Below are 24,116 nucleotides of genomic sequence, written 5' to 3' on the forward strand. Positions count from 1 at the left end.
AAGATGCGGCAGGGACAGCAAAAGGCAAAGTCGTATGCAAGATTGGGATGCGGTGGTGATCGGGGGCGGCCCGGCCGGTTTGATGGCGGCGGGAGAGATTGCCCATATGGGGCATCGGGTGCTGCTGGTTGAGGCCAAGCCCTCGCCCGCCCGCAAATTCCTGATGGCGGGCAAATCCGGCCTCAACCTGACCAAGGACGAACCCGTCGAGACGCTGCTGTCGCAGTACGGCGAGGCCGAGGCGTGGCTCGCCCCGATGATCCGCGCCTTTGATGCCCGCGCCGTGCAGGACTGGGCGCGGGGGCTGGGGCAGGATTTGTTCACCGGGTCGACCGGGCGTGTCTTTCCCAGTGTGATGAAAGGCTCGCCGCTGCTGCGGGCCTGGCTGGCGGCGCTGGATGGCGGTGGTGTCACGCGGCAGCTGGGGTGGCGCTGGACGGGCTGGCAGGATGGGCACTTGTCCTTCGACACGCCCGCCGGGCCAGAGCGGATTTCTGCACGTGCGACGGTTCTGGCGCTGGGTGGCGCAAGTTGGGCGCGGCTTGGGTCCGACGGCGCCTGGGCGGCGATGCTGGCGGCGCGCGGCGTGGCGCTGGCCCCGTTTCAGCCCTCGAATGCCGCGCTTGCGGTTGCCTGGAGTGATCACATGGCCCCGCATTTCGGCGCCGCGCTCAAGGCCGTGGCCTGGCAGGTCGGGACGCAGCAGGGGCGCGGCGAGGCGACGCTTTCGCGGCGGGGGCTTGAGGGCGGCGGGCTCTATGCGTTGACCCCGGCGCTGCGCCAGGGGCACCCGTTGCATGTGGATCTTGCACCCGATCTGACCGAGGCCGCGCTCGCGGCGCGTCTTGCCAAGCCGCGCGGCAAGGCGAGCTGGTCCAACCACATGCGCCGGGTGCTGAAGCTCGCGCCGGTGAAACTGGCGCTGTTGCAGGAATTTGGCCGCCCCTTGCCACAGGATCCACAAGCGCTGGCCGCTGTCATCAAACATCTGCCGATCCGTCATTCCGGGCTGCGCCCAATGGACGAGGCGATCTCGACCGCGGGCGGCGTGCGGCGCGATGCGCTGGACGAGGGGCTGATGCTGAAGGCGCTCCCCGGCACGTTCTGCGCCGGAGAGATGCTGGATTGGGATGCGCCCACGGGCGGTTATCTGCTGACCGCCTGTTTTGCGACCGGGCGCTGGGCGGGGCAGGCCGCCGCGCGTTACTTGGACAGCGCCGCCACGCGCTGAAACGCCTCGCGGGCGCGCATGCGTTTGCCGTAGGCCAGCAACGCGTCGCTTTCGACCTCGAACTTGGCCCCGCGCGCCCAGTTCAGGCAATGGGTGAGCAGGATGTCGGCGATGGAGAACCTGTCGCCGGCGATGAATTCATCGGTCAACCGGGCCTCGACACGGCTGACGGAGCGGGCAAATTCCCAGCGCAAGGAATCCTTGATCGCCGGCACCCGCTGCTCTTCCGGCAGGGCAAAACTGTGCCGCGCAGCCATCCAGAGAAGCGCATCCATCTCGTCGTTGAGCATATTGGTGATCGAATCCTGCCGCGCGCGGGCCAAAGTCCCGGCGGGCGCGGTCAACGCGCCGTGCTTGTCGGCGAGATAGGTGATGATCGCCACGGAATCAGTCACGGTCGTGCCGTCCACCACAAGGGCGGGCACCTTGCCTGATGGGTTGTAGGCGCGGATTTCGGCGCTTTGCGGTGCCGCATCCTCCAGCTCGTAGGGCTGTTCCAGTTCTTCCAGCGCCCAGAGCACGCGGAACGTGCGGGTCATCGGCTTGCCGATCACTTTGTACATCATGTGTCCTCCTCGGTTGCAGGCAGATTTGCTGCACCTGCGAAAGAGGTCAAGCTGGCCGTCGCGTCGTCGCGGGATGGTGATCAGCGGGAGCGGGCCAGCATGGCGAGACGGATCAGGGCGCGTTCGGTCAGCGCTTGCGCCGGGGCGCTCTGCCCGGCGGAGCGCAACTGCAGGTCGGTGTCGGTCAGAATTGTCAGCGCGTTCTGCAATTTCTGCGCGCCCCAGCCCTGGGCCTGGCGCAGCATCCGGTCGCGCCGCTTGCCATAGAGCGGCGGACGCAGTCCCCCGATGCCCTGCGCGGGACCGCCGGGATGGGCTGCGATGCTGTAAAGCGTGCGAAAATGCCGGGTGGCCCCGATGCAAAGGCTGACCGCGTTGGTGCCCTGCGCCTGCAAACGCCGCAGCACGGGGCCGATCTCGGTGCTGCGCCCTTCGGCCACCACGTTGAGCAGATCGTCCAGCGCGGCTTCGGTGGATTGAGGTGCAACCGCGTCGATATCCTCCAGCGTCAGCGGGCTGCTGTCGCCATGTTTATAGAGGCTGAGCTTTTCGATCATGCGAGAGAAATCGCCGGGGCCGATCTCATTGGCGATATCGGTCAGCGCCGACATGCTGTCGCCGGGCACATCGCGCACGCCCGCCTCGCCCAGGATGCGCTCGATTTCGGCGCGCGAGGGCGGGTCGTCATAGATGCCCGTGGCATAGGCGTTGCTGTGGGTTTCAAACGCCTTGCGCAGCTTGGATGAGGCCTTGAGCTGCCCGGCGGTGACCACGATCTGCGCGTCGCCCGGCTGCCATTCCTGCAAGGCGGCGGTGATCGCCGGGGTGGCGGTGTCATTGGCATCCTCGACAAACACTGCGCGGATGCCGGGAAAGAAGCCCACCGCCTTGACCGCATCCAGCAACTGGGCCGGGTCTTTGCGCAGGTCGCTTGCAGGCATGCGGGTCAGGCGCATTTCCTCCTCGGCGGCAGGACCAAGGAGGGCGGCCAGCATCTGCTGACGTTTGAGCGACACGCGCATCGCGTCCGCGCCGTAGATCAACAGACCGGTCTTGCCGGGGTCGGGGCGGGCGAAATAGCCTTCGGCCTCGCGCGGGCTGAGTTTCATGTGCCGGTTGTCCTGCCCAATCCGGGCACCGCATAAAGCCGGGTCACGATCTGATCGGCCAAAATCACCATCAGGCGTTCGTGTGCGTCGGTCTCGGAGGCGAGGGTTTGCACAGTGGTGCCGCTGGCGGAATAGCCCGAGAAATTCTCGACCTCGCCGCTGGCCACGATCTGCCCGTCCGACAGGCGCACGAGGCTGTAGCCCGCGGTGCCGGTCAGCGAATAGCGGGTGATGTCGCCCTCGGCGGTGATCGCCTGGCCGACCTCGGCCGTGTCGAGCGTCAGATCCATGCGATAGGCCGGCGCCCCCGCGCGGCCCAGACGTGTCTCCAGCTGGCGGACGAAGTAGTAGGCATCGCTGTCGCGCGGCGCGCCGATGGTTTCGGGCGCCTGAAACGCGATCTGGTTGCGCAGGGCGGTGCCCGCTCCGTTTGGCCCATAGACCGGCTCAAACCCGCAGGCCGAGAGGCTGGCGCCAAGAGGCAGCGCCAGCGTGAACTTCAGGAATTTGCGTCGGTCAGGCAACGACATTGACGATCCGCCCCGGTACAACGATCACCTTCTTGGGCGCCGCCCCGTCCAGCGCCCGCTGCACAGCTTCATGCGCCAGCGCCAGTTTTTCAACCTCTGCCTTGTCGAGATCCTTGGCCACCGTCAGCTCGCCGCGCCGTTTGCCATTCACCTGGATGGGCAGGGTCACAGAGTCCTCGACCAGCATCGCCTCATCCGCGACCGGCCAGGGGGCGTTGGCAATCAGACCTTCGCCACCCTGATGCGCCCAGATATCCTCGGACAGGTGCGGGGTCATCGGCGACATCAGCTGCGCCAAAGTCTTGATGGCTTGTTTTTGTACCGCGGCGCTGGCCTTGGATTTCGACAGGGTGTTGGTGAAGCCGTAAAGCTTGGCGATGGCAGCGTTGAAGCCAAAACTTTCGACCCCCAGCGTCACATCGCGGATCGCCTTGTGCATCTCGCGCAGGAGATCCTCGTCGCCTTCGCCCTTGGCATCCGGGTCCATCTCGCCAATGCGATCACAGAGGTTCCAGACCCGGTTCAGGTGCTTATAGGCCGCTTCGGCGCCAGATGCCGTCCATTCCACATCCCGCTCGGGCGGCGAATCGGAGAGGACGAACCAACGGGCAGTATCAGCACCGTAGGTGGAGATGATCGCCAGCGGGTCGACCACGTTGTTCTTGGACTTGGACATCTTGGCGGAGGGGATCACCTTGATCCGCTCGCCGGTTTCCTTGACGAAGACACCGCCGTCGCGCTCCTCCACCTCGCTCGGGTAATGATAGATCGCGCGGCCGTTGTCGTCCTTGCGCTCAGCATTCTCGTAGATCGCGTGTGTCACCATGCCTTGCGTAAAGAGCGCATCAAACGGCTCTTTGGCGCTTTCGGGCAGGTGGCCGCAGATGTGCATCGCGCGGGCAAAGAACCGCGAATAGAGCAGGTGGAGAATCGCATGCTCGATGCCGCCGATGTATTGATCGACGTTCATCCAGTAGCTGGCCGCCTCCAGATCGGTCGGCGTTTCGGCGCGCGGTGCGGTGAAACGGGCGAAATACCAGCTGGAGTCCACGAAAGTATCCATCGTGTCCGTTTCACGCTGGGCGGGCGTGCCACAGTTGGGGCAGGCACAGTTGCGCCAGCTAGGGTGACGGTCCAGCGGGTTGCCGGGCACCGAGAAGTCAATCGCCTTGCCGTCCTCATCGTAAGGCAGCGCAATGGGCAGGTTTTCTTTCTTTTCCGGCACCACGCCGCAATCGGGGCAGTGGACGACGGGGATCGGGCAGCCCCAGTAACGCTGACGGGACAGACCCCAGTCGCGCAGGCGGAATTTGGTGACGCCTTCGCCCCATCCTTCGGCCTCGGCCTTGTCGACAGCGGTGTTCACACCCTCTTCGCCGGTTTGTTCCTCCGCACCTGCAAAGCCGCGCACATAGCGGACTTTTTCGGCTTTGGTGGGCACATAGGCCTCGGTCAGAGCGTCGGCACCTGAGATCGGTTCCATCACCGGAATGATCGGCAGGTCGTATTTGGTGGCGAATTCAAAATCGCGCTGGTCATGCGCCGGGCAGGCAAAGATCGCGCCGGTGCCGTAGTCCATCAGGATGAAGTTGGCGATCCAGACCGGCAGCTCCCAGTTCGGATCGAGCGGGTGCTTGACCCGCAATCCGGTGTCGTAGCCCAGCTTCTCGGCGGTTTCGATCGCTTCTTCGGTGGTGCCGCCCTTGCGGCATTCGGCGACAAAGTCTGCAACCTCTTGCGATTCGGTCTCAAGCTGCTTGGCAATCGGGTGATCCGGCGAGATGCCAACAAAGCTCGCGCCCATCAGCGTGTCGGGGCGAGTCGTATAGACCTCGATCGCCTCACCGCCATCGGTGCGCTCAAAGCTGAACTGCAACCCGCGGGACTTGCCGATCCAGTTTTCCTGCATCAGGCGCACTTTGGCGGGCCAGTTTTCCAGCCCGTCGAGCGCAGTCAGCAGCTCGTCGGAATAATCAGAGATCTTGAAGAACCACTGCGTCAGCTCGCGCCGTTCCACAAGCGCGCCGGAGCGCCAGCCGCGACCATTCTCGACCTGCTCATTGGCCAGAACGGTCATGTCCACGGGATCCCAGTTGACCACGGCGTTCTTGCGGTAGACCAGACCTTTTTCAAGGAAATCAAGGAACAAGGCCTGCTGCTGGCCATAGTATTCCGGGTCGCAGGTGGCAAACATGCGCGACCAATCGAGCGAGAGGCCCAGCGGCTTCATCTGTTCGACCATCGTGTCGATGTTGGAATAGGTCCAGTCCTTGGGGTGCCCGCCCGAGGCCATCGCGGCGTTTTCCGCAGGCATCCCAAAGGCGTCAAACCCCATCGGATGCAGCACGTTATGGCCGGTGGACAGCTTGTAGCGCGCGATCACGTCGCCCATCGTGTAGTTGCGCACATGGCCCATGTGCAGCTTGCCCGACGGGTAGGGGAACATCTCAAGCACATAGTACTTGGGCTTGTCGTGATCTTCTTTCGCTTGGAAAATGGCGGCCTCTTCCCAGGCTTTTTGCCATTTGGCTTCGATGTCCGAGGCTTCGTAACGCGACATGTGAGCGATCCTTTGACTAAAAACGCCGGGCTTTAGACCCGGCGCTTCTGATACGTGTAATTTCTAATGGGTTCCAGTGCGCAGGCGTCAGATCTTCTTGTCGGCCATGCGTATCTGACGCGCGCGGGACAGAATCGCATCTTCGACCGCGCGGGCGGTTTCCGCGCTCACGGCGCCGCCGCGGCTTTGCAGCGCGACATTGAGGGCGCGCGCCTCAAGGGCGGGGTCCTTGATGTGAATCGTGGCGCGATAGGCGCGGCCGCCGCCGGGGGGCGTGCCATAGCCGGTGATGATGACGCCGGTGAAGGGATCGACGGACTGAACCGGCAGGAAATCAAGCACATCAAGGCTCGCAGCCCAGAGGTAGCGATTCACCTGGACGCGCTGTTCGCTCTTGCGCGGGCCAAAGGCCTCCCAGATCGTGGTGCGATCTTCGCGCGCTTCGCGACCCTCGCCGGCCAGCACGATGGTGTCGGCATCATTGACCTCGGTGCCGGTGTCCAGCGACCGAAAGGCACCGCAGGACGCCACGAAAGCCAGTGACGAAAGAAGGATAAAGGTCTTTATACCACGCATTTTGGCCGGGCCCGCTCCTGATTTTCCAGTTGGACTACTCCTAGACAAGCGGGCATGCGCCAACAAGCCTATTCTTTAATAGACTCGCCGCTGCTGCGCTTTGACGGGATATTCGCCGAAATCGACTGTGGCACCGATGCATCAATTTGTTGATGAAAGGTTTTCCCCTTTCAGCGCGCGCTTGCTTCACGACCCCAATTCGAGCGAGAGGATGTGCGTACTTGAGGAGCGAAGTGGCGTCAGCCGATTGCTTCTTTGGAAATTCAAACCCGAGGGAAAACCATGAAAAAGATTCTCTTCGCTTCGACCGCACTGGTCGCGACCGCAGGCGTCGCAGCAGCAGAGCTGACCATCGGCGGCTCCGCACGTTTTGGTCTGGCTTACAACGAAGCTCAAACTGACGAGACCCGCATCGAACAGCGTATGCGCGTCAACATCACCGGCATCGCGGAAACCGACGCTGGCGTGAAGCTGGAAGCTCGCTTCCGTCTCGAAGCCAACGAAGACTCTCACGCCAACGACATCTCCGGTCGTGGCCCGGGCGCAGCTGGTTTCGCAGTGTCCTACGGCGGTCTGCGTGTTGACGTTGGTAACGTCTCCGACGTTTTCGACTCCGGCGACCAGGTTGACTTCTACGGTTACGGCATCGGTCTGACCGCCCTGATCGAGCACAACTCCGTGTGGTACGACACCGCAGCAGACATCGGCGGCTTCGGCGCAGGTGACGCGGACGCGACCACCATCAAAGCTCGCTACAACGTTGGTGACTTCTCCGCATCGCTGTCCTACACCGAGACCCGCGCTCAGGCAGCTGTTGCCGCAACTCCCGGTTCCGCAGGTTCCGCAGCTGTTGCAGCCAACGAAGAGTTCCAGATCGGTCTGGGCTACACCCTGGCAAACGGCATGACCATTGCTGCTGCTTACGGTGACGACGACAACGCAGGTGACTACTACATCCTGAACGTTGCTGGTTCCGCAGGTGCTCTGGGTTACTCCGTAATCCTCGGCGACGGCGACATCTTTGACGCCGGCGGCGTTTCCGGTGACCTCGCCTACGGTGCGTCCATCAACTACGAGATCTCCTCCGCAACCGCGATCCAAGCTGTTGTTTCCGGTGGTGGTCTGGACTCCTCCGAAACCGCTTACGGCCTGGGCTTCACCCACGGTCTGGGTGGCGGCGTCACCCTGGCAGGCGGTATCGCACGCGACACCTCCGAAAACACCCTGGCAGACCTCGGCGTGAAGTTCTCCTTCTAAGCCGATCTGAACCACAGTGTTCTTGGGGCGGGCTCTTCGGAGCTCGCCCTTTTCTTTTGTGCGCAAACAGTGTTTTGTCCGGCCAAACAGCCCCCTAGCTAAATGAGGCCGAGATGTCGCTGAGTGAGATCAAATCCCGTATCGCCACTGCCGAGGCTGCCGCCGGGCGCGCGCCCGGTTCGGTGGACCTGATTGCCGTGTCCAAGGTCCAGCCCAACGAGCGCGTGCAGGCTGTGCTGGAAGAGGGGCACCGGGTTTTTGGCGAGAATCGCGTGCAGGAGGCCGCAGGCAAATGGCCCGGATTTCGCGAGACATTCCCGGATGTGGACCTGCACCTCATTGGCCCATTGCAAACCAACAAGGCGCGGCAGGCGATGGAGCTGGTGAATGCCATTCATTCCGTGGATCGCCCAAAGCTTGCCACCACGCTGGCACGGCTTGCGCAGGAGCTGGGCCATTGCCCGGAGCTGTTCATTCAGGTCAACACCGGTGAAGAAGAGCAGAAAGCGGGTATCCTGCCCAAGGACGCCGATGGTTTCATCCAGGAGTGTCGCGCGCTCGACCTGCCGATCAAGGGGCTGATGTGCATCCCGCCGGTGGACGAAGAGCCAAGCCTGCATTTTGCCCTGCTCGCCAAGATCGCCGCGCGCAACGGGCTGAGCGGTCTGTCGATGGGCATGAGCGGCGATTTCGAGAGCGCCATCGCACTGGGAGCTACCCATGTACGGGTCGGGTCTGCGATCTTTGGCGAGCGCGCCTATTCAGCGTGAGCGCACGATGACCCGCGCACCAGGGTGCAGGCGTTCGGCAATCCAGCGCAGGGTCTGGCGTGAAAAGGCGATACAGCCTTCTGTTGGATACCCGGGCCGGCGCCATTGGTGCAGGAAAATCGCCGAGCCGCGCCCCTTGACCGAGTTGGGCCAGTTCCAATCGGTGAGCAGCACCAGATCATAGAGCGGATCTGCGCGGCGCAGGGTCTCGTGGCTATAGGCGTAGGGCGCGCGCACCATATGATTGTAATCCGGCGCCGCCCCGTCGTCCGACCACAGATCGCGGGGGAGGATCGGCGTCGCCCAATCCTGCGGCGCGGTGATGCGGTCCGGGCGATAGAGCATTCCGACAATGCGGTGGATGCCCACCGGCGTGGCGCCATCGCCTTCGCGTTTATCAGGCGTAATGCCTCCTTTGCCGATGGTGCAGGGAAACACCCGTCCCATGAAGCGCAGCCCCATCGGCGTCAGCACCAGATCCGCACGCGTCATAGCATGTGACCCGACTTGCTGGCTTTGGTCGCGAGGTAGTGGCGGTTGAAGTCGTTCTCTCCCACCTTGAGCGGCACCCGTTCTGCAACCGTGATGCCGGTTTTCTCCATCATCGCGATCTTGCCGGGGTTGTTGGTCATCAGGCGGACGGAGGCGAATCCCAATTCGCGCAGGATCGAGGCACCAAGTCGGAAGTCGCGCTCGTCATCTTCGAACCCCAGTCGGTGGTTGGCCTCCACCGTGTCAAAGCCCTGATCCTGAAGGGAATAAGCGCGCATCTTGTTGGCGAGGCCAATCCCGCGCCCTTCCTGGTTGAGGTACAACAGAATGCCCGCGCCCTCGGTCCCCATCTGCGCCAGTGCACCGCGCAACTGCGGGCCGCAATCGCATTTGAGCGAGCCCAGAACATCGCCGGTGAAACAGGCCGAGTGCAGCCGGGCGAGCACAGGCTTGCTGCGATCCGGGCGACCGATTTCGATGGCATAGTGTTCCTCGCCACCGTCTTCGGGGCGGAAGATATGCAGGCGTCCGGCCTCGGAGGCTTCCATCGGCAGGCGCGCAGCGGCGACCGGATGCAGGGGCGAACTTGTGTTCAGCAAGGGCTCGGCAACCGCGCGGGGCAGCAGAGTCAGATCGTGCTGGAGCGCAAAGTCCCCGGCGTTGTCCAGCGCGACATAGGCGGCGGCGGGCAGAAGCCGTGCGGATTTTACCAGCGCGATGGCCAGGCGCGGCAGCGTTGCATCGCCACTGCGGGCACTGGTCAGCGGCCCCTTCATGGGCGTTTGCAAATCATCCGCCGGGTCTGCCAGCGCCTGTATCCAGCCAAGATCGAGATCAGCGGGCACCGTGACCCGTGCGATGTCCTCGTCATAGACACGCGCCTTCAGCGTTGCCGCGCGCCGCGCCGTCAGCGCCAGTGACACCGGCCCGAGTGCGCGCAGATCGGCGAGGCGGTCGGGGCTCAGGCTTTCGACCGCAATGGCAAGAATGGCAGTGTCGCCGGTGGTCAGGATCACCGGCAATCCCATCCTCAGATCCACACGGGCACGGGCGATCCGCTCCAGCATTGTCGGCAATAGGCTCATCAGGTCTTGGTCCCGGCTGTAACATCAGGAGCCTACTCCTATGCTCAATTGCTGCAAAAGTGAAATATTTCCGCGCCTGGGGACACGTCGACGTGAAGCTGTGATGGCAAAGCTTGTTCTTTTGCGGGCAGGCACACATCTGTGAGCACAAGACAACAGGAGACACCACATGGCCCAGTTGAAGAAAATCCTGCTCGTTGATGATGACGAGGATCTGCGCGAAGCGCTGAGCGAACAGCTTGTTATGACCGAAGATTTCGACGTCTTCGAAGCCGGTGACGGGCAGGGCGCAATGGAGCGCGCCAAGGAAGCGATCTATGATCTGATCATCCTCGACGTCGGGCTGCCCGACACCGATGGGCGCGAGCTGTGCCGCCTGATGCGCAAGCAGGGTGTGAAGTCGCCGATCCTGATGCTGACCGGTCACGACAGTGACGCGGACACGATCCTGGGGCTTGATGCCGGCGCCAATGACTATGTCACCAAACCGTTCAAGTTCCCGGTGCTGTTGGCCCGCATCCGCGCCCAGCTGCGCCAGCACGAACAGTCCGAGGACGCGGTTTTTGTGCTTGGGCCCTATACGTTCAAACCCGCGATGAAGATCCTGATCACCGAAGACGAGCGCAAGATCCGTCTGACCGAGAAGGAAACCAACATCCTGAAGTTCCTCTACCGCTCCAACGATGGCGTGGTGCCCCGCGACGTCTTGCTGCATGAGGTCTGGGGATACAACGCAGGGGTTACAACCCATACGCTGGAGACCCATATCTACCGTCTGCGCCAGAAGATCGAGCCCGATCCGTCGAATGCGAGGCTCCTTGTGACGGAATCAGGCGGTTACCGGTTGGTGGCCTAGGCAACAATCAGGTGTGGAACATATTCCGGCTGCACACGTTATACGGTCGAGACACATCAGAAATCCCGCGCATATCCGGGTTATGATATGCATCCTCCCTGTTGGACTGGCCGGGCTTCGCGCCCGGCCTTTTTTTGTGCCGTGTCACTTTGTGCGTGTCAGACTGTGCGGTGCAAAACGCGCAGGCGGCTCTCGAATTCGCCGCGATCCACGTAGCACCCGTGCAGGTGGCGATAGCCCGTTTGCGGGTCAAAGGCGTCACGCCCGTGCAGCACGCGCCGATTGTCAAATACCACCATCTCGCCACCCTTGAGTTTGAGCGTCACGAGGTATTCAGGCGACCGTGTCAGGATCATGAACTGCCGATAGGCCCGGTAGTAACGCTGCATCAATGCGGGTTCGAGGTCGAAGATATCCGCCAGATGAGCGTTAAAGCAGATCTCGATCACGCGACCCTCTTCGTCGAGGTTGATGACCTTCTTGCGATTGCGAATGTCGGTCTCATGGTCGTGAAAGCGAAACGGGACCGAGACGGTGGAGAGCAGCTCAAAACTCTCGGGATCTTGGTGGCGCAGGTCCTCGGCGATGGCGTAGCCGTCGCAAAACAGCGAGCCGCCGCCCTCGGCCTCGTTTGCCAGGCAATGCAGGAACTGAAACCCCGGCGGCAGTTCCTGATTGGTCAGATCCGTGTGCAGGGGCAGGGCGATCGGCGTGTAGGCGAGGTTGTTGGGATTGGGTTTGGATTTCACCTCAAACGTGACGCCAAAATTTGTTTGCCGCAGAAAGCCGATGCGGCGGGCAACCTCCATGCCGGCCTCGGTTGTGTCCGCGAGTCCCTCGATGATCGACAGGCCCATGATCTGGGTCTGCTCCAGCCAGCTGCGCAGCATGCGATCCGAGGTGAGCACCTCCTGCGCTGCGACGCGCGGGATGCCGTCGGCGCCCAGATCGCTGCGCCAGGGCTGAAACCCGGTGCGCGCCGGATCAGACGCGCGTGTGCCTGGCACATGCGCACGCAGCCAGGTCAGATCAAAGCGACTGCTGCTCTCGGCCGCGTCCTGCCAGTGAACCATCAGATGCGAGCCGGAGATCGCAACGGATGCTGCGGTGATGTCGGGCGGGATCGCGGAGAGATCGGTGACCCGCTCCTGCGTGTCGGGGTGAAACCCGGCGGGGTCATTGTCGCGCAACCAGATATAGGGGTAGCGGGCGGATGTGCCATCGGTGAAAGAGACGAGAACGCATGCGTCCTCGGGCTGCAAAACGGCCTGTGCCATGAGAAACCTCCTGGCGTTTGGGATACTAGAATGTGGTGGAATCGCCCCGTCAGGGCGCAGCAGCAGGCGCCGGCGGCGGCCACCAGTCATAGGCCTTCTTGTAAGGGTGCCCGGGGCGTTGCCCCAATACCGGTACCATCAGTTCGGCCAGTCCCGTGTCTGTGCGTCTCTTGCGCAAGTGTAGAATATGGGGCGCGGTGTTTTGCAAGGCCTTTCACGGCGTCGAGATTGCGCAGGAAACCGCAGGCGCCCCACTGGTATCTCGGGCGCGGCACAGGCAATATCCTGCACAAACACTTGCCAGAGATAGAGAGCCCGCATGTCCTTTACCCTCGCCACCTGGAACATCAACTCCGTGCGCCTGCGCGAACCGATCGTGCTGAAACTGCTCGAAGAGGAGGGGCCGGATGTTCTGTGCCTGCAGGAATGCAAGAGCCCGGTGGAGAAGATCCCGATGGAGGCGTTCCGGGCGCTGGGATATACCCATATGGTTGCGCGCGGGCAGAAGGGCTATAATGGTGTGGCGATCCTGTCCCGGCTGCCGATCGAGGACGTGGGCGACAAGGATTTCGCCAGCCTCGGCCATGCCCGCCATGTGGCGGGGCGGCTGGAAAACGGCGTGACCATCCACAATTTCTACGTGCCCGCTGGCGGTGACGAGCCGGACCGCGAAAAGAACGTGAAATTTGGCCAGAAGCTCGACTATCTGACCGAGATGCGGGACTGGTTCCATGCGGACCGGCCCGAGAAATCGGTGCTGGTCGGGGATCTCAATATCGCGCCGCGCGAGGATGACGTCTGGGACCACAAGAAACTGTTGAAAGTGGTGAGCCACACGCCGATCGAGGTGGAGCATCTGGCGCAGGTGATGGAGGCGGGCGGCTGGGCCGATGTCACGCGCAAGGATATCCCCGACGGGCAGCTTTATAGCTGGTGGAGCTATCGCGCCAAGGACTGGGACGCCGCCGACAAGGGGCGCAGGCTGGATCATGTCTGGACCACGCCCGACATCACCAACGCGACCCATTCCAGCCGCATCCTGCGCGACGCGCGCGGGTGGGAAAAGCCAAGCGATCACGCGCCGGTCTTTGCCACATTCGATCTCTGATCTCCGGGATCAAGGGGCGGGGAGGCTCCCGCCAAAAGACGCGCGCCCCAAGGGGCGCGCATTTTTGTTGGGCCGGGCGCCGCACCTGCCGGTGCGGCGTGCGCAGGACGCACGCTTGGTGCCAAACTCATCCCTTGGTTTTCCGGCGCTGAAATCGCATATAGGGCGCAAGCAAGACTCGAAAGGAGTGCGGAGCAATGATGGACATTCTGGGCGGTGGTGCGAGCGCGGCACCTGCGGGCGATCTCATCAAGGATGTGACCGAAGAGACCTTTATGGCAGAGGTTGTCGATGCCTCCATGGAGGTCCCGGTGATCGTGGATTTCTGGGCGCCGTGGTGCGGTCCCTGCAAGACGCTGGGCCCGATGCTGGAGGCAGCGGTGACCAAGGCCAAGGGCGCGGTCAAGATGGCCAAGATCAACGTTGACGACAACCAGCGCCTGGCCGCCGCGTTGGCGCAGCAGGGGCTGCCGCTGCAGTCGATCCCATCCGTCGTGGCCTTTTATCAGGGGCGTCCGGTGGACATGTTCCAGGGCGCGCTGCCGCAGTCGGAAATCGACGCCTTTCTGCAAAAGCTGGCGGAGACCGCTGGCAGTACCGCAGATGGCGGCCTGGGCGAGGCGCTGGAAACGGCCGAGCAAATGCTGGAGGAAGGCGCGGCCGCGGATGCGGCGCAGGTCTTTGCCGCGATCCTGGGAGAGGGCGACAAGAACGCCGCGGCCTACAGCGGCTTGGCGCGGTGCCACGTGGCTCTGGGTGAACTAGACCAAGCGGAGGCGGTGCTGAACGGTGCCCCCGCCGAGATTTCCACGGCGGCCGAAATCGAGGCGGCGCATGCCCAGATCGAACTGGCGCGGCAGGCGGAGAACGCAGGCCCGGTCGCCGATCTGCGTGCAGCGGTCGAGGCCAATCCCGACGACCATCAGGCCCGCTTTGATCTGGCGCAGGCGCTGCACGCCGCAGGCGAGGCCGAGGCGGCGGTGCAGGAGCTGCTGGAGTTGTTCCGGCGTGATCGCGAGTGGAACGAGGGCGCGGCCAAGGCCCAGCTCTTCACCATTTTCGAGGCCCTGAAGCCCAATGATCCGGTGGTGCTCAATGGCCGCCGCAAGCTCAGCTCGATGATATTTGCCTGACGCGAATGCGGCGCTAGGTTCTCTGTCATGATAAAAGCCGCAGACCTGCCGGATACGATCCCAGTCTTTCCTTTGCCCGGGGCACTTCTGCTGCCCCGGGCAAAGCTTCCGCTGCATATCTTTGAGCCGCGCTATCTTCAGATGCTCGAGGACGCGCTCAAGACTCGTCATCGCGTCATCGGCATGATCCAGCCCTGTAGCGCCCGTAAGGCGGAGGGGAGCGGCCTGCATGCGATCGGATGTGCCGGGCGGGTGACCCAGTTTTCCGAAACCGAAGACGGGCGGTATTTCATCACGCTCTGCGGCCTCTCGCGGTTCCGCGTCATGGCCGAGGTCGAGGGGTTCACCCCCTATCGGCGCTGTTCGGTGGACTGGAACGGGTTTGATGCGGATCTTGGGCACGCCGAAGGGGATGCAGCCTTTGATCGCGCGGCGCTGTTGGAACTGCTGGGGCGCTACCTGGAGGCGCGCGGGATGTCGACCGACTGGGGCGTGCTGGATGAAGCGGGCGATGAGCTGTTGGTGAACTCGTTGTCGATGCTGCTGGATTTCGAACCCGAGGACAAGCAGGCGCTGCTCGAAGCCCCCAGCCTCACAACCCGGCGTGAAACGCTGGTCACATTGATGGAGTTTGCCCTGCGCGGGGGCTCGCTTGAGGAAAAACTGCAATGAATGAGACAACACCTGCCTTTGACCGGCACATGCTGGAGGCGCTTGTGTGCCCGGTTACGCAGACGGTGCTGGAATATGACGCCGAGGCGCAGGAGCTGATTTCGCGGTCGGCAAACCTTGCCTTTCCGATCCGCAACGGTATCCCCGTGATGCTGACGGATGAGGCGCGCCCGCTGGAGTGACCTTGCACCGGGCGCGCGGTCAGAGCGGGCGCCCGCGCAGCAGACGCGGCAGATCCCCCGAGAGCCCTGCGGCTTCGCGCACAAAACCCCGGCGCAGTCCGGGCAGCGCATTGGTCAGCCCAAGGCCCAGGTCACGGGTGGCGCGCAGGATCGGATTGTCGTTGGAAAACAGCTTGTTGAACACATCTGTCGCCAGTGCCAGGGAGGTCGTGTCAAACCGCCGCCACTGCTGATACCGCGCCAGCACAAGCGGGCTTGCGATGTCCTCACCGCGCCGGGCGGCATCCGTCAGCACTTCGGCCAGGCTTGCAATATCCCGCAGACCGGCGTTGAGCCCCTGACCCGCGATTGGATGCAACCCATGTGCGGCATCCCCCACCAGGGCCAGCCGTTCGCTGTAGAACGCATTGGCGAGGCTCAGTTTCAGCGGATAGCTGAAGCGATTTCCCTCCAGCCCGATTTCTCCGAGAAACGACCCAAATCGCGGGCGCAGCACGGTGAGGTAGTCCTCATCCGAGAGTGCTTGAATGCGGGCGGCCTCTGCGTGGGTTTCGCTCCAGACGATGGAACTGCGATGGCCGGGCAGGGGCAGGATCGCCAGCGGCCCCGGCGGCATGAAGAACTGATGCGCGATGCCGTCGTGCGGTTGCGCGTGCGAGATGGCGCAGACCAGCGCGGTCTGGCCATAGTCCCAGCCGGTGCGCTTGATGCCGGCGCGTTCGGCGGTGCCGCTTTGGCGACCATCCGCGCCCACCAAAAGCGCGCCCGAGAGCTGCGTGCCATCCTCAAGCGTCACGGTGACCGCGTCCCTGCTGACGGTCTGTGTAACCACCCGCTGGCCTGAAATCTGCGTGATCTTGGGCTCCGCCTCCAGCGCCTCCAACAAGGCGCGGCGGAGATAGCGGTCCTCGACCATATAGCCCATCGGGCCTTCGTCCAGATCGCTTGCCTCAAAATGCAGAAACAGCGGTGAGGGGCCGCGCCCGGCGATGCCGTCGCTGACCTTGATCTCGTTCATCGGCTGCGCGTGATCTTCAATGCGGGCCCAGATGCCAATCTGCTGCAAAAGCCGCGTGGACGCGAGCGCCAGCGCATAAGACCGGCCATCAAAGCCCGCATCCTCGCGGATCGGCGCGGGCAGCGCATCAATCAGCGTCACAGAATGTCCGGCCTGTGCCAGCGCTAGGGCAAGTGAGGGGCCGTTGAGGCCACCGCCCACGATCAGGATATCACGCGTATCAGTCATGCCCCGCAATATGCGCCCTGCCGGGGAATTGTCCATGCCATTGTCCAGAGGCACGCTGCCGCAGCTTGCGGGTTTCGTGACAGGGTCGCGCGGGATTGTGTGCCCGGAACGCTCTCGCTACGGTGGCGACACATTGAAATTCGCCCCGGCACGGGGATCACGAGAAGGCACACGCGATGCAGGACTGGCTGACCATGAGCGCCGCCCAACTGGGCCGCGGTATCGCCGCGGGAGAGATCGACCCGGTGGCATTGACAGAGACCTATCTGGCGGCCATCGACAGCCATCCCGAGACCGCGCGAATCTACACGCAAGTCACCCGCGACCGCGCCTTGGCCGAGGCTAAGGCCGCGCAGGAACGCGCAAAATCCGGCTTGCGCCGCTCGCCCCTCGACGGGGTGCCGATCAGTTGGAAGGATCTGTTCGACAGCGCCGGGGTGGAAACCGAGTCGGGTTCGGATCTGCTGAAAGGCCGGGTGCCGGATCGCGATGCGCTGGTGCTGGAAAACGCAACTGCCATGGGCGCGGTGTGCCTGGGCAAGACGCATATGAGCGAGCTGGCGTTCTCCGGTCTTGGCCTCAACCCGGTCAAGGCCACGCCGCCCTGCGTGAATGAACCCGAGGCGGTGCCCGGTGGGTCGTCGTCAGGTGCGGCGGCTTCGGTGGCCTTTGGGCTGGCGGCAGGTGCGATCGGGTCCGATACCGGCGGGTCGGTGCGGATCCCGTCGGCGTGGAATGACCTCGTGGGGCTCAAGACCACCTCCGGCCGCGTCAGTCTTGAGGGCGTTGTGCCCCTGTGCCTGAAGTTCGACACCATTGGCCCGCTTGGGCGCACGGTCGAGGATGCCGCCCTGATGCTGGCGCTGATCGAAGGCGCGGCCACCGCGCCGGATCTGGAGGGCGCATCGGTCGAGGGCAAGCGATTTGCGGACCTTCAGACGGTGGCGCAGGACGATCTCGCGCCGGAGGTGGCCACTGCCCATGCCGCCGCGCTGGACAAGCTGCGCGAGGCGGGGGCGGAGATCGTCCCGCTTGCGGTGCCGGAGCTGCCGGAGGCCATGGCGCTCTCTGCGATTCTCTACACCACCGAAGCCTACGGCCTGTGGAAAGACGTGATCGAGGCGACACCGGATCTGATGTTCCCGGAAATCCTCGCCCGGTTCCGTTCCGGTGCGGAATTCTCCGGTGCGGATTACGTGGCGGCCTGGGCCAAGCTTGAACAGGTGCGCATGGTCTGGGATCAGGCGGTTGCGGGATTTGACGCGGTGCTGGCACCTGCGGCCCCCATCCTGCCGCCCAACCTGGCCCGTTTGCAGAGCGATCACGACTACTACGTCACGTCGAACCTGATGACCTTGCGCAACACCCGCATTGGCAACCTGATGGGCGTCTGCGCGCTCTCGCTGCCCACGGGCACGCCCAGTTGCGGCTTGCAGGTGATCGGTCAGCCCGACTGCGAGGAGGCGCTGCTGCGCGTGGGCGCGGGTATCGAGGCCGCACTGGCCTGAAAGACACACTGTTGCATCCGCGCCATCAGCGGGTGGACGCATGCCTGTTTGGCCTGTAACTTGCGGGGCAAACGGGGCGATTACGATCCCGGTATTGAGGCACAGACATGAAGTTTCCCGAGCGGTTTGCCCATCTGCCGCCCTACGCGTTTCCGCGTTTGCGTGCGCTTCTTGACCATCACGCGCCTGGTGGCGACGTGGTGCAATTGACCATTGGCGAGCCAAAACACGAATTTCCCGCATGGGTCACCGATGTGATCGTGGAGCATGCCTCCGCGTTCAACAACTACCCGCAAAACGAGGGCACCGACGCGTTGCGCGGTGCGATGGCAGACTGGGCGGCGCAGCGCTATGGCGTGACGCTTGATCCGGCGACCCGGCTGATGGCCCTCAACGGCACCCGCGAGGGGCTTTATAATGCGGCGATGGCGCTTTGCCCCGAGGAAAAGAACGGCCAGCGGCCGGTGGTTCTGATCCCGAACCCGTTTTATCAGGTCTACATGATCGCAGCGATTTCGGTGGCGGCGGAGCCGGTCTTCGTGCCCGCAACCGAAGAGACCGGTCACCTGCCGGATTATGCATCGTTGCCCGAGGATGTGCTGAACCGCACCGCCGTGGCCTATATCTGCTCGCCCGCGAACCCGCAGGGCGCGGTGGCTTCGCGCGCATACTGGCAGCAGTTGATCGCGCTGGCAGAGAAATACGATTTCAAGATCTTCGCGGATGAGTGCTATTCCGAGATTTATCGCGATGAGGCTCCGGTGGGGGCCCTGACCGTGGCAGATGAAATGGGCGCAGACCCGGAGCGGGTGGTTCTGTTCAACTCGCTCTCCAAGCGTTCCAACCTGCCGGGGCTGCGCTCTGGCCTGCTGGCCGGTGGACCCGAAACACTGGTGCAGGTGAAGAAGCTGCGCGCCTATGCCGGCGCCCCGATGCCCGGGCCGTTGCAGGCCGCAGCCGCCCGGGTCTGGGCGGATGAGGCGCATGTGGTTGAGAACCGCGCGCTCTATCAGGAAAAATACCGCATCGCGGATCAGGTCTTTGCCGGTCTGGAGGGCTACATGTCGCCCGAGGCGGGATTCTTCCTGTGGCTGCCGGTCGAGGATGGCGAGGCGGCGACGCTGAAGCTCTGGCAGGAGACCGGCGTGCGGGTGCTGCCCGGCGCGTTCCTGGCGCAGGGAAAGGGGGCAGAAAACCCCGGACACGGATATATCCGCGTGGCGCTGGTTGCGTCAGAGGAACAAACACGCACCGCCCTTACGGTGCTGCGCGATTGTCTCTATTGAGATGACAGGACTGCCTGCTTCCGCACCTGTCGGGGGCAGGCCAAAAGCAAGACGAAACACCGGTGGGGCTGATCCAAGAGCGAAACAGCCGATGCCCCACGCGAGCGAACCGAGGTAGGCATGGCATTTCAAACCCGCGGGCGGGATCCGCTTCTGGACAGCAACATGCAGGCAGCCATTGAGAAACGTGGCAAGGAGCTGATCGGGCTCCTTTTGATCGGTATCGGGCTGCTGGTGGCTGCGATGATCGGCAGCTACACGCCGGACGACAGCAACTGGATGGTGTCCACCGATGCCCCGGTGCAGAACTGGCTTGGCCAGACCGGTGCGTCGATTTCCTTCCTGCTGATTACCTTTCTGGGCAAAGGGTCCTGGGCGATTTCGGTGTTCCTCTTTGCCTGGGGCGGGCGGTTCCTGCTGCACAAGGGCGAGGAGCGTATTCTCTGGCCCGCGCTGATGCTGGTGTTTTGGCTGATTGTGGTCGCGCTGCACTATGAGACGCTGGTGCCGGACGCGGAGTGGAGAGCGTTTCACAGCTTTGGCCTTGGGGGCATGATCGGCAATACCGCACTGGGTGGCCTGTTGGCGCTGCTGCCCTTCGGGCTGGCCTTTCTGGTCAAGTTCCTGTCGTTTCTGACCGCCTTGGCGATGGTGGCGCTCGGCGCGTTTGTGTTGGGGTTCACCCGTTCGGAGCTGTCCCGGATCGGGCGGTTCCTGCTGGTGGGGATGATCCTGGCCTATGGCACATTGGCGAGCCTGACGGGGCGTGGCGCCAGCGGTGGTCTGCAGGCGGCGCGCAACTGGCAGGCGCGGCGTGCCGAGCGGAGGGCCATGGCGGTTGAGGCAGAGACCGATGATGATCCGCTGGTCTACAGCGACCCGTTGCCGGAAAACCATTTTGCACGCACCGAGCCGCAGTTCGGCCTGCATGCGCCTGCGCCAGCACCGGAGCCTGCGCCGCAGGTGGAAGAACGTGGCGGTTTGTTCAGCCGGGCCACCAACCTGATCCGCCGGGCGGAGCCGGTGGAAATGCCGGAACCCGAATTGGTCGACCCGGCCCCGGTTGCGCATGTCGATGATGATGTGCCCGGCGACGAACGGATCGCACAGAAAATTGCCAATGCCGTGCGGATCCGTCGCGCCCAGCACGAGCCGCCGCAACCCGATCCAAACCTGCCGTTGACCAAAGGGCGTGGCAAACGACCCGAGCCGCTGATCTTCAATGCCCCGGCGCAGCAGGCATCTCACGTTGCGGAACCGCCGCTGTCGGCGCATCCGGAGGAGATGACTACGCCCCCGCAGGCCCCGGCCCCGACCCCGATCCCGCAGGCGCCCGCGCATCCGGTGGCCGAAACGATGGTGGAGCCGCAAGCGCCGGACGTGTTCCTGAGCGATCAGGTCCCGACCGAGGACCTGCCCGAAGCCCCGCCCACAGCCCTGCCAGACGCTCCCGTCTCGACAGTACAGGACGCCGCGCCCGACACCGGCGGCGCGGAGCTGCCGCGGGTTCCGATCACACCGCGCGCCGATCCAAAACCGGCGACGGCCATGGCGCCGATGGACATTCCGGTGGCCGAGCCGCGCAAGGCCGTGGTCGAACAGCCGCAACGCAAGCCGGTGCAGCCCTCGACACGTGCCAAGGCAGAAGCCCAGCCCACCCTGTTCCAGGACGACAGCAGCGATTTCGAACTGCCGCCCCTGTCCCTGCTGACCAACCCGGCCGCCATCGAGCGGCATCACCTCAGCGACGAGGCGCTGGAAGAAAACGCACGCATGCTGGAATCCGTGCTGGATGACTATGGCGTCAAGGGAGAGATCGTCTCGGTCCGCCCCGGTCCGGTGGTCACCATGTACGAGCTGGAGCCCGCGCCCGGTCTCAAGGCGTCGCGCGTGATCGGTCTGGCGGATGACATCGCACGGTCGATGTCGGCGCTGTCGGCCCGTGTGTCCACGGTTCCCGGCCGCTCGGTGATCGGGATCGAACTGCCCAACGAGAACCGCGAAAAAGTGGTGCTGCGCGAGATCCTCGCCAGCCGGGACTTTGGCGACGGCAATCAGAACCTGCCGCTGGCGCTGGGCAAGGACATCGGTGGCGACAGTATGGTCGCCAACCTCGCCAAGATGCCGCACCTGCTGATCGCGGGCACCACCGGCTCCGGTAAGTCTGTGGCGATCAACACCATGATCCTGTCGCTGCTCTACAAGCTCACGCCCGAGGATTGCCGCCTGATCATGATCGACCCGAAGATGTTGGAACTGTCGGTCTATGATGGCATCCCGCATCTGCTCTCGCCCGTTGTGACCGACCCGAAAAAGGCGGTTGTGGCCCTGAAATGGGTCGTGGGCGAGATGGAAGACCGCTATCGCAAGATGTCCAAGATGGGCGTGCGCAATATCGCGGGTTACAATGGCCGCGTCTCCGAGGCGCTGGCCAAGGGCGAGATGTTCAGCCGCACCGTGCAGACGGGGTTTGACGACGACACCGGCGAGCCCGTGTTCGAGACCGAAGAGTTCGAGCCCAAGAAACTGCCCTATATCGTCGTCATCGTCGACGAGATGGCCGACCTGATGATGGTTGCGGGCAAGGAGATCGAGGCTTGCATCCAGCGTCTGGCGCAGATGGCGCGGGCCTCGGGTATTCACCTCATCATGGCCACGCAGCGCCCCTCCGTGGACGTCATTACCGGCACCATCAAGGCAAACTTCCCGACGCGGATTTCCTTCCAGGTGACCTCCAAGGTCGACAGCCGTACCATCCTGGGCGAAATGGGCGCCGAGCAGCTTCTCGGGATGGGCGACATGCTCTATATGGCGGGTGGCGCCAAGATCACCCGCTGCCACGGCCCGTTTGTGTCGGATGAAGAGGTCGAGGAGGTGGTGAACCACCTGAAACAATTCGGCCCGCCCGATTACGTCGGCGGCGTGGTCGAAGGTCCCGATGACGAGAAGGCCGACAATATCGACGCGGTGCTGGGCCTCAATACAGGCGGCAACACCAATGGTGAGGATGCGCTCTACGATCAGGCGGTGGGCATTGTCATCAAGGACCGCAAATGTTCGACCTCCTACATCCAGCGCAAGCTGGGCATTGGCTATAACAAGGCCGCGAGGTTGGTGGAGCAGATGGAGGAAGAAGGCCTCGTTTCGCCCGCAAACCACGTTGGCAAAAGGGAAATCCTCGTTCCCGAGCAATAGGCGACAAAAGGCCGGGCGCTCTGCCCGGCCTCTTCACTTTGGGTCACACGCGCATATCTTCTACATCATGAAACAGTTTGTCTTTGCTCTTGCGCTTGGCGCAACCACGCTGGCCTCCACCGCGGCAACCGCGGCGGAGAAGCTGAGCCTGAATGAAATCTCGGCCTATCTGAACAGCTTTGCCACCGCGCAGGCGGACTTCACGCAGGTGAATGACGACGGCAGCCTGTCGACCGGGCAGCTGTATATCCGCCGTCCGGGCAAGGTGCGCTTCGAGTATGATCCACCGCATTCCGGTCTGGTGCTGGCCGAGGCCGGAACCGTTGCGATCATGGACCCCAAGTCGAACCAGCCGCCGGAGACCTATCCGCTGAGCCGGACACCGCTGTCGATCATCCTGGCGCGCCGGGTCAATCTCGGGCAGGCCAACATGGTCGTGGGGCACGGGTTTGATGGGGTGTCGACGGTGGTGCGGGCACAGGACCCCAAGAACCCGGAACACGGCAGTATCGAGCTGATGTTCACCGACAATCCGGTGCAGCTGCGCAAATGGGTGATCCATGGCGGCGCCGGCGAGGAAACCACGGTGATCCTGGGGGATATGCAGACCGGGATGTCGTTCCGGTCCAGCCTGTTCAGCATTTCGCGTCCCAAACGCGACCGCTGAATCGAATTCTGCCCCGCGCGGGCCTGTGCGCGGGGCAGGTGTTCTAGCGAAACTTGCGGCAACCGCTCAGCTGGACCTGATAGGCGTTGGAGCGCGCTTCCACCTTGTTGGCCACTCTCAACAGCCAGCTCTTGCTGCGATAGCTGCCGCGGGCATATCCGGTGTGGCCTTCGTGATAGGCCAGATACTGGTTGCGGGCGTCGGTGAGCGGGATGCCGTTGCGCTGGTAGCTGCGCGCCATGTACCAGCCCATGAAATCGGTCGCGTCGTCGATCCGGTCCCGACGGGCAAAGCGGCGGCCGGTGTCGTCCTTGTAGTCGTCCCAGGTCCCGTCCAGCGCCTGTCCATATCCGTAGGCACTTGAGATCCGTCCCATCGGAATGATGCCGAGCACATATTTGTGCGGCGTGCGGGCCTTGCCGTCAAAGCGGCTTTCCTGATGGATCGTCGCCATCTGGACATGCACGGGAACCCCCCACCGGCGCTCTGCGGCGCGGAAGGCGCGAAGATATTTGGGACGCTCGGTGATGATGCTGCAGGCATTGTCCAGATTGCGCGGCGGGGAATTATACCCACCACCACAGGCGGCCAAAGCCAACAGGAGCGCCAGGGCACTTATGATTCTGCTCATTGCCTCTGCCTATTTGGTTTTTTTCGCAGTTTAGCCAATTGCGGGGGCAGAAGAAATCCCTATTGACAGGGCCGGGGGGCTCTCGCTGATCACTAAAAGTTTGTTTGAAACGATCAGGTTGACCGACTGTAAAGACCGCTCTGACAGATTGTTTCTGCAAAACCTCGCCACCGAGGTTG

22 protein-coding genes are annotated in these 24,116 nt (G+C 63.4%); 12 read left to right on the forward strand and 10 right to left on the reverse strand.

Annotated features, from left to right (window positions below):
- Positions 1-34: 34 nt before the first annotated feature.
- Positions 35-1,231 carry a TIGR03862 family flavoprotein gene (locus MHM88_RS18425; protein ID WP_239368036.1) on the forward strand — a complete coding sequence of 399 codons (1,197 nt, stop codon included), beginning with the start codon at positions 35-37 and terminating at the stop codon, positions 1,229-1,231.
- On the opposite strand, the gene MHM88_RS18430 is transcribed toward MHM88_RS18425, so the two are convergent.
- From MHM88_RS18430 to MHM88_RS18450, 5 genes are all read right to left on the reverse strand, one after another.
- Positions 1,204-1,794, reverse strand: a complete 591-nt coding sequence (locus MHM88_RS18430) for a glutathione S-transferase family protein (RefSeq protein ID WP_239368174.1) — start codon at positions 1,792-1,794, stop codon at positions 1,204-1,206. The genes MHM88_RS18425 and MHM88_RS18430 overlap by 28 nt on opposite strands.
- An 83-nt stretch (positions 1,795-1,877) precedes the next feature.
- Entirely contained in the window at positions 1,878-2,906 is a 1,029-nt protein-coding gene (gene holA / locus MHM88_RS18435) for a DNA polymerase III subunit delta (protein WP_239324590.1), read from the reverse strand.
- The gene (lptE, locus tag MHM88_RS18440; RefSeq protein ID WP_239368038.1) at positions 2,903-3,436 is read right to left on the reverse strand and encodes an LPS assembly lipoprotein LptE; all 534 of its coding nucleotides are present in this window, start codon (positions 3,434-3,436) and stop codon (positions 2,903-2,905) included. The genes holA and lptE overlap by 4 nt, the downstream gene beginning before the upstream one ends.
- Positions 3,423-5,996, reverse strand: coding sequence for a leucine--tRNA ligase (gene leuS, locus MHM88_RS18445; RefSeq protein WP_239368040.1), 2,574 nt, complete (start codon positions 5,994-5,996; stop codon positions 3,423-3,425). The genes lptE and leuS overlap by 14 nt, the downstream gene beginning before the upstream one ends.
- 87 nt (positions 5,997-6,083) lie before the next feature.
- On the reverse strand, positions 6,084-6,572 hold the full coding sequence (locus tag MHM88_RS18450) for a DUF3576 domain-containing protein (protein ID WP_239368042.1): 489 nt from the start codon (positions 6,570-6,572) through the stop codon (positions 6,084-6,086).
- 282 nt (positions 6,573-6,854) lie between these two features.
- Between MHM88_RS18450 and MHM88_RS18455 the strand changes: the two genes are divergently transcribed.
- Both MHM88_RS18455 and MHM88_RS18460 read left to right on the forward strand, forming a co-directional pair.
- Complete coding sequence (locus tag MHM88_RS18455) at positions 6,855-7,829, forward strand: porin (RefSeq protein WP_239368044.1); 975 nt, start codon at positions 6,855-6,857, stop codon at positions 7,827-7,829.
- 113 nt (positions 7,830-7,942) lie between these two features.
- The gene (locus MHM88_RS18460) at positions 7,943-8,599 is read left to right on the forward strand and encodes a YggS family pyridoxal phosphate-dependent enzyme (protein ID WP_239368046.1); all 657 of its coding nucleotides are present in this window, start codon (positions 7,943-7,945) and stop codon (positions 8,597-8,599) included.
- Here MHM88_RS18460 and MHM88_RS18465 read toward each other — a convergent pair.
- Positions 8,591-9,091: a L,D-transpeptidase gene (locus MHM88_RS18465; RefSeq protein WP_239368048.1), complete on the reverse strand. Its 501-nt coding sequence runs from the start codon at positions 9,089-9,091 to the stop codon at positions 8,591-8,593. The two genes, MHM88_RS18460 and MHM88_RS18465, sit on opposite strands and share 9 nt — an antisense overlap.
- Complete coding sequence (gene ribA, locus MHM88_RS18470; RefSeq protein ID WP_239368050.1) at positions 9,088-10,176, reverse strand: GTP cyclohydrolase II; 1,089 nt, start codon at positions 10,174-10,176, stop codon at positions 9,088-9,090. The genes MHM88_RS18465 and ribA overlap by 4 nt, the downstream gene beginning before the upstream one ends.
- Positions 10,177-10,345: 169 nt before the next feature.
- Between ribA and MHM88_RS18475 the strand changes: the two genes are divergently transcribed.
- The gene (locus tag MHM88_RS18475) at positions 10,346-11,032 is read left to right on the forward strand and encodes a response regulator transcription factor (RefSeq protein WP_005617145.1); all 687 of its coding nucleotides are present in this window, start codon (positions 10,346-10,348) and stop codon (positions 11,030-11,032) included.
- 158 nt (positions 11,033-11,190) lie between these two features.
- Here MHM88_RS18475 and MHM88_RS18480 read toward each other — a convergent pair whose 3' ends face one another.
- Positions 11,191-12,309, reverse strand: a complete 1,119-nt coding sequence (locus MHM88_RS18480; protein WP_239368052.1) for a TauD/TfdA family dioxygenase — start codon at positions 12,307-12,309, stop codon at positions 11,191-11,193.
- Positions 12,310-12,628: 319 nt separating this feature from the next.
- Between MHM88_RS18480 and MHM88_RS18485 the strand changes: the two genes are divergently transcribed.
- The 4 genes from MHM88_RS18485 to MHM88_RS18500 all read left to right on the forward strand — a co-directional run bounded on the left by MHM88_RS18485 (position 12,629) and on the right by MHM88_RS18500 (position 15,404).
- Positions 12,629-13,417: an exodeoxyribonuclease III gene (locus MHM88_RS18485; protein WP_239324571.1), complete on the forward strand. Its 789-nt coding sequence runs from the start codon at positions 12,629-12,631 to the stop codon at positions 13,415-13,417.
- Between the two features lie 197 nt (positions 13,418-13,614).
- Positions 13,615-14,550 carry a tetratricopeptide repeat protein gene (locus tag MHM88_RS18490; RefSeq protein ID WP_239368054.1) on the forward strand — a complete coding sequence of 312 codons (936 nt, stop codon included), beginning with the start codon at positions 13,615-13,617 and terminating at the stop codon, positions 14,548-14,550.
- 27 nt (positions 14,551-14,577) lie between these two features.
- Positions 14,578-15,222 (forward strand): LON peptidase substrate-binding domain-containing protein, encoded by a 645-nt coding sequence (locus MHM88_RS18495; RefSeq protein WP_239324567.1) that lies wholly within the window; start codon positions 14,578-14,580, stop codon positions 15,220-15,222.
- Positions 15,219-15,404 (forward strand): Trm112 family protein, encoded by a 186-nt coding sequence (locus MHM88_RS18500; RefSeq protein WP_239324565.1) that lies wholly within the window; start codon positions 15,219-15,221, stop codon positions 15,402-15,404. Before MHM88_RS18495 ends, MHM88_RS18500 begins: the two co-directional genes overlap by 4 nt.
- Positions 15,405-15,423: 19 nt before the next feature.
- Here the strand turns inward: MHM88_RS18500 and MHM88_RS18505 are convergent, their stop codons facing one another.
- Entirely contained in the window at positions 15,424-16,650 is a 1,227-nt protein-coding gene (locus tag MHM88_RS18505; protein WP_239368056.1) for a UbiH/UbiF/VisC/COQ6 family ubiquinone biosynthesis hydroxylase, read from the reverse strand.
- Between the two features lie 176 nt (positions 16,651-16,826).
- Between MHM88_RS18505 and MHM88_RS18510 the strand changes: the two genes are divergently transcribed.
- From MHM88_RS18510 to MHM88_RS18525, 4 genes are all read left to right on the forward strand, one after another.
- A complete protein-coding gene (locus MHM88_RS18510) occupies positions 16,827-18,158 on the forward strand; it encodes an amidase (RefSeq protein WP_239368058.1) in 1,332 nt (443 codons plus the stop codon).
- A 107-nt stretch (positions 18,159-18,265) separates the two neighbouring features.
- Positions 18,266-19,444: an aminotransferase class I/II-fold pyridoxal phosphate-dependent enzyme gene (locus tag MHM88_RS18515; protein ID WP_239368060.1), complete on the forward strand. Its 1,179-nt coding sequence runs from the start codon at positions 18,266-18,268 to the stop codon at positions 19,442-19,444.
- 120 nt (positions 19,445-19,564) lie between these two features.
- The gene (locus MHM88_RS18520) at positions 19,565-22,639 is read left to right on the forward strand and encodes a DNA translocase FtsK (RefSeq protein WP_239368062.1); all 3,075 of its coding nucleotides are present in this window, start codon (positions 19,565-19,567) and stop codon (positions 22,637-22,639) included.
- A gap of 67 nt (positions 22,640-22,706) precedes the next feature.
- The gene (locus MHM88_RS18525) at positions 22,707-23,306 is read left to right on the forward strand and encodes an outer membrane lipoprotein carrier protein LolA (RefSeq protein ID WP_239368064.1); all 600 of its coding nucleotides are present in this window, start codon (positions 22,707-22,709) and stop codon (positions 23,304-23,306) included.
- A 43-nt stretch (positions 23,307-23,349) separates the two neighbouring features.
- On the opposite strand, the gene MHM88_RS18530 is transcribed toward MHM88_RS18525, so the two are convergent.
- Positions 23,350-23,937: a lytic transglycosylase gene (locus tag MHM88_RS18530; RefSeq protein WP_239324557.1), complete on the reverse strand. Its 588-nt coding sequence runs from the start codon at positions 23,935-23,937 to the stop codon at positions 23,350-23,352.
- Positions 23,938-24,116: the final 179 nt, after the last annotated feature.

It is taken from the genome of Epibacterium sp. MM17-32 (assembly GCF_022348205.1).
Classification (GTDB): Bacteria; Pseudomonadota; Alphaproteobacteria; order Rhodobacterales; family Rhodobacteraceae; genus Epibacterium.

Coding starts and splice junctions, on each gene's coding strand:
- MHM88_RS18530 (WP_239324557.1), bottom strand. CDS start 23,937: ATGAGCAGAATCATAAGTGCCCTGGCGCTCCTGTTGGCTTTGGCCGCC.
- MHM88_RS18500 (WP_239324565.1), top strand. CDS start 15,219: ATGAATGAGACAACACCTGCCTTTGACCGGCACATGCTGGAGGCGCTT.
- MHM88_RS18475 (WP_005617145.1), top strand. CDS start 10,346: ATGGCCCAGTTGAAGAAAATCCTGCTCGTTGATGATGACGAGGATCTG.
- MHM88_RS18510 (WP_239368058.1), top strand. CDS start 16,827: ATGCAGGACTGGCTGACCATGAGCGCCGCCCAACTGGGCCGCGGTATC.
- MHM88_RS18455 (WP_239368044.1), top strand. CDS start 6,855: ATGAAAAAGATTCTCTTCGCTTCGACCGCACTGGTCGCGACCGCAGGC.
- MHM88_RS18430 (WP_239368174.1), bottom strand. CDS start 1,794: ATGTACAAAGTGATCGGCAAGCCGATGACCCGCACGTTCCGCGTGCTC.
- ribA (WP_239368050.1), bottom strand. CDS start 10,176: ATGAGCCTATTGCCGACAATGCTGGAGCGGATCGCCCGTGCCCGTGTG.
- MHM88_RS18515 (WP_239368060.1), top strand. CDS start 18,266: ATGAAGTTTCCCGAGCGGTTTGCCCATCTGCCGCCCTACGCGTTTCCG.
- lptE (WP_239368038.1), bottom strand. CDS start 3,436: ATGTCGTTGCCTGACCGACGCAAATTCCTGAAGTTCACGCTGGCGCTG.
- MHM88_RS18480 (WP_239368052.1), bottom strand. CDS start 12,309: ATGGCACAGGCCGTTTTGCAGCCCGAGGACGCATGCGTTCTCGTCTCT.
- MHM88_RS18460 (WP_239368046.1), top strand. CDS start 7,943: ATGTCGCTGAGTGAGATCAAATCCCGTATCGCCACTGCCGAGGCTGCC.
- MHM88_RS18495 (WP_239324567.1), top strand. CDS start 14,578: ATGATAAAAGCCGCAGACCTGCCGGATACGATCCCAGTCTTTCCTTTG.
- MHM88_RS18465 (WP_239368048.1), bottom strand. CDS start 9,091: ATGACGCGTGCGGATCTGGTGCTGACGCCGATGGGGCTGCGCTTCATG.
- MHM88_RS18520 (WP_239368062.1), top strand. CDS start 19,565: ATGGCATTTCAAACCCGCGGGCGGGATCCGCTTCTGGACAGCAACATG.
- MHM88_RS18525 (WP_239368064.1), top strand. CDS start 22,707: ATGAAACAGTTTGTCTTTGCTCTTGCGCTTGGCGCAACCACGCTGGCC.
- leuS (WP_239368040.1), bottom strand. CDS start 5,996: ATGTCGCGTTACGAAGCCTCGGACATCGAAGCCAAATGGCAAAAAGCC.
- MHM88_RS18490 (WP_239368054.1), top strand. CDS start 13,615: ATGATGGACATTCTGGGCGGTGGTGCGAGCGCGGCACCTGCGGGCGAT.
- MHM88_RS18450 (WP_239368042.1), bottom strand. CDS start 6,572: ATGCGTGGTATAAAGACCTTTATCCTTCTTTCGTCACTGGCTTTCGTG.
- holA (WP_239324590.1), bottom strand. CDS start 2,906: ATGAAACTCAGCCCGCGCGAGGCCGAAGGCTATTTCGCCCGCCCCGAC.
- MHM88_RS18485 (WP_239324571.1), top strand. CDS start 12,629: ATGTCCTTTACCCTCGCCACCTGGAACATCAACTCCGTGCGCCTGCGC.
- MHM88_RS18505 (WP_239368056.1), bottom strand. CDS start 16,650: ATGACTGATACGCGTGATATCCTGATCGTGGGCGGTGGCCTCAACGGC.
- MHM88_RS18425 (WP_239368036.1), top strand. CDS start 35: ATGCAAGATTGGGATGCGGTGGTGATCGGGGGCGGCCCGGCCGGTTTG.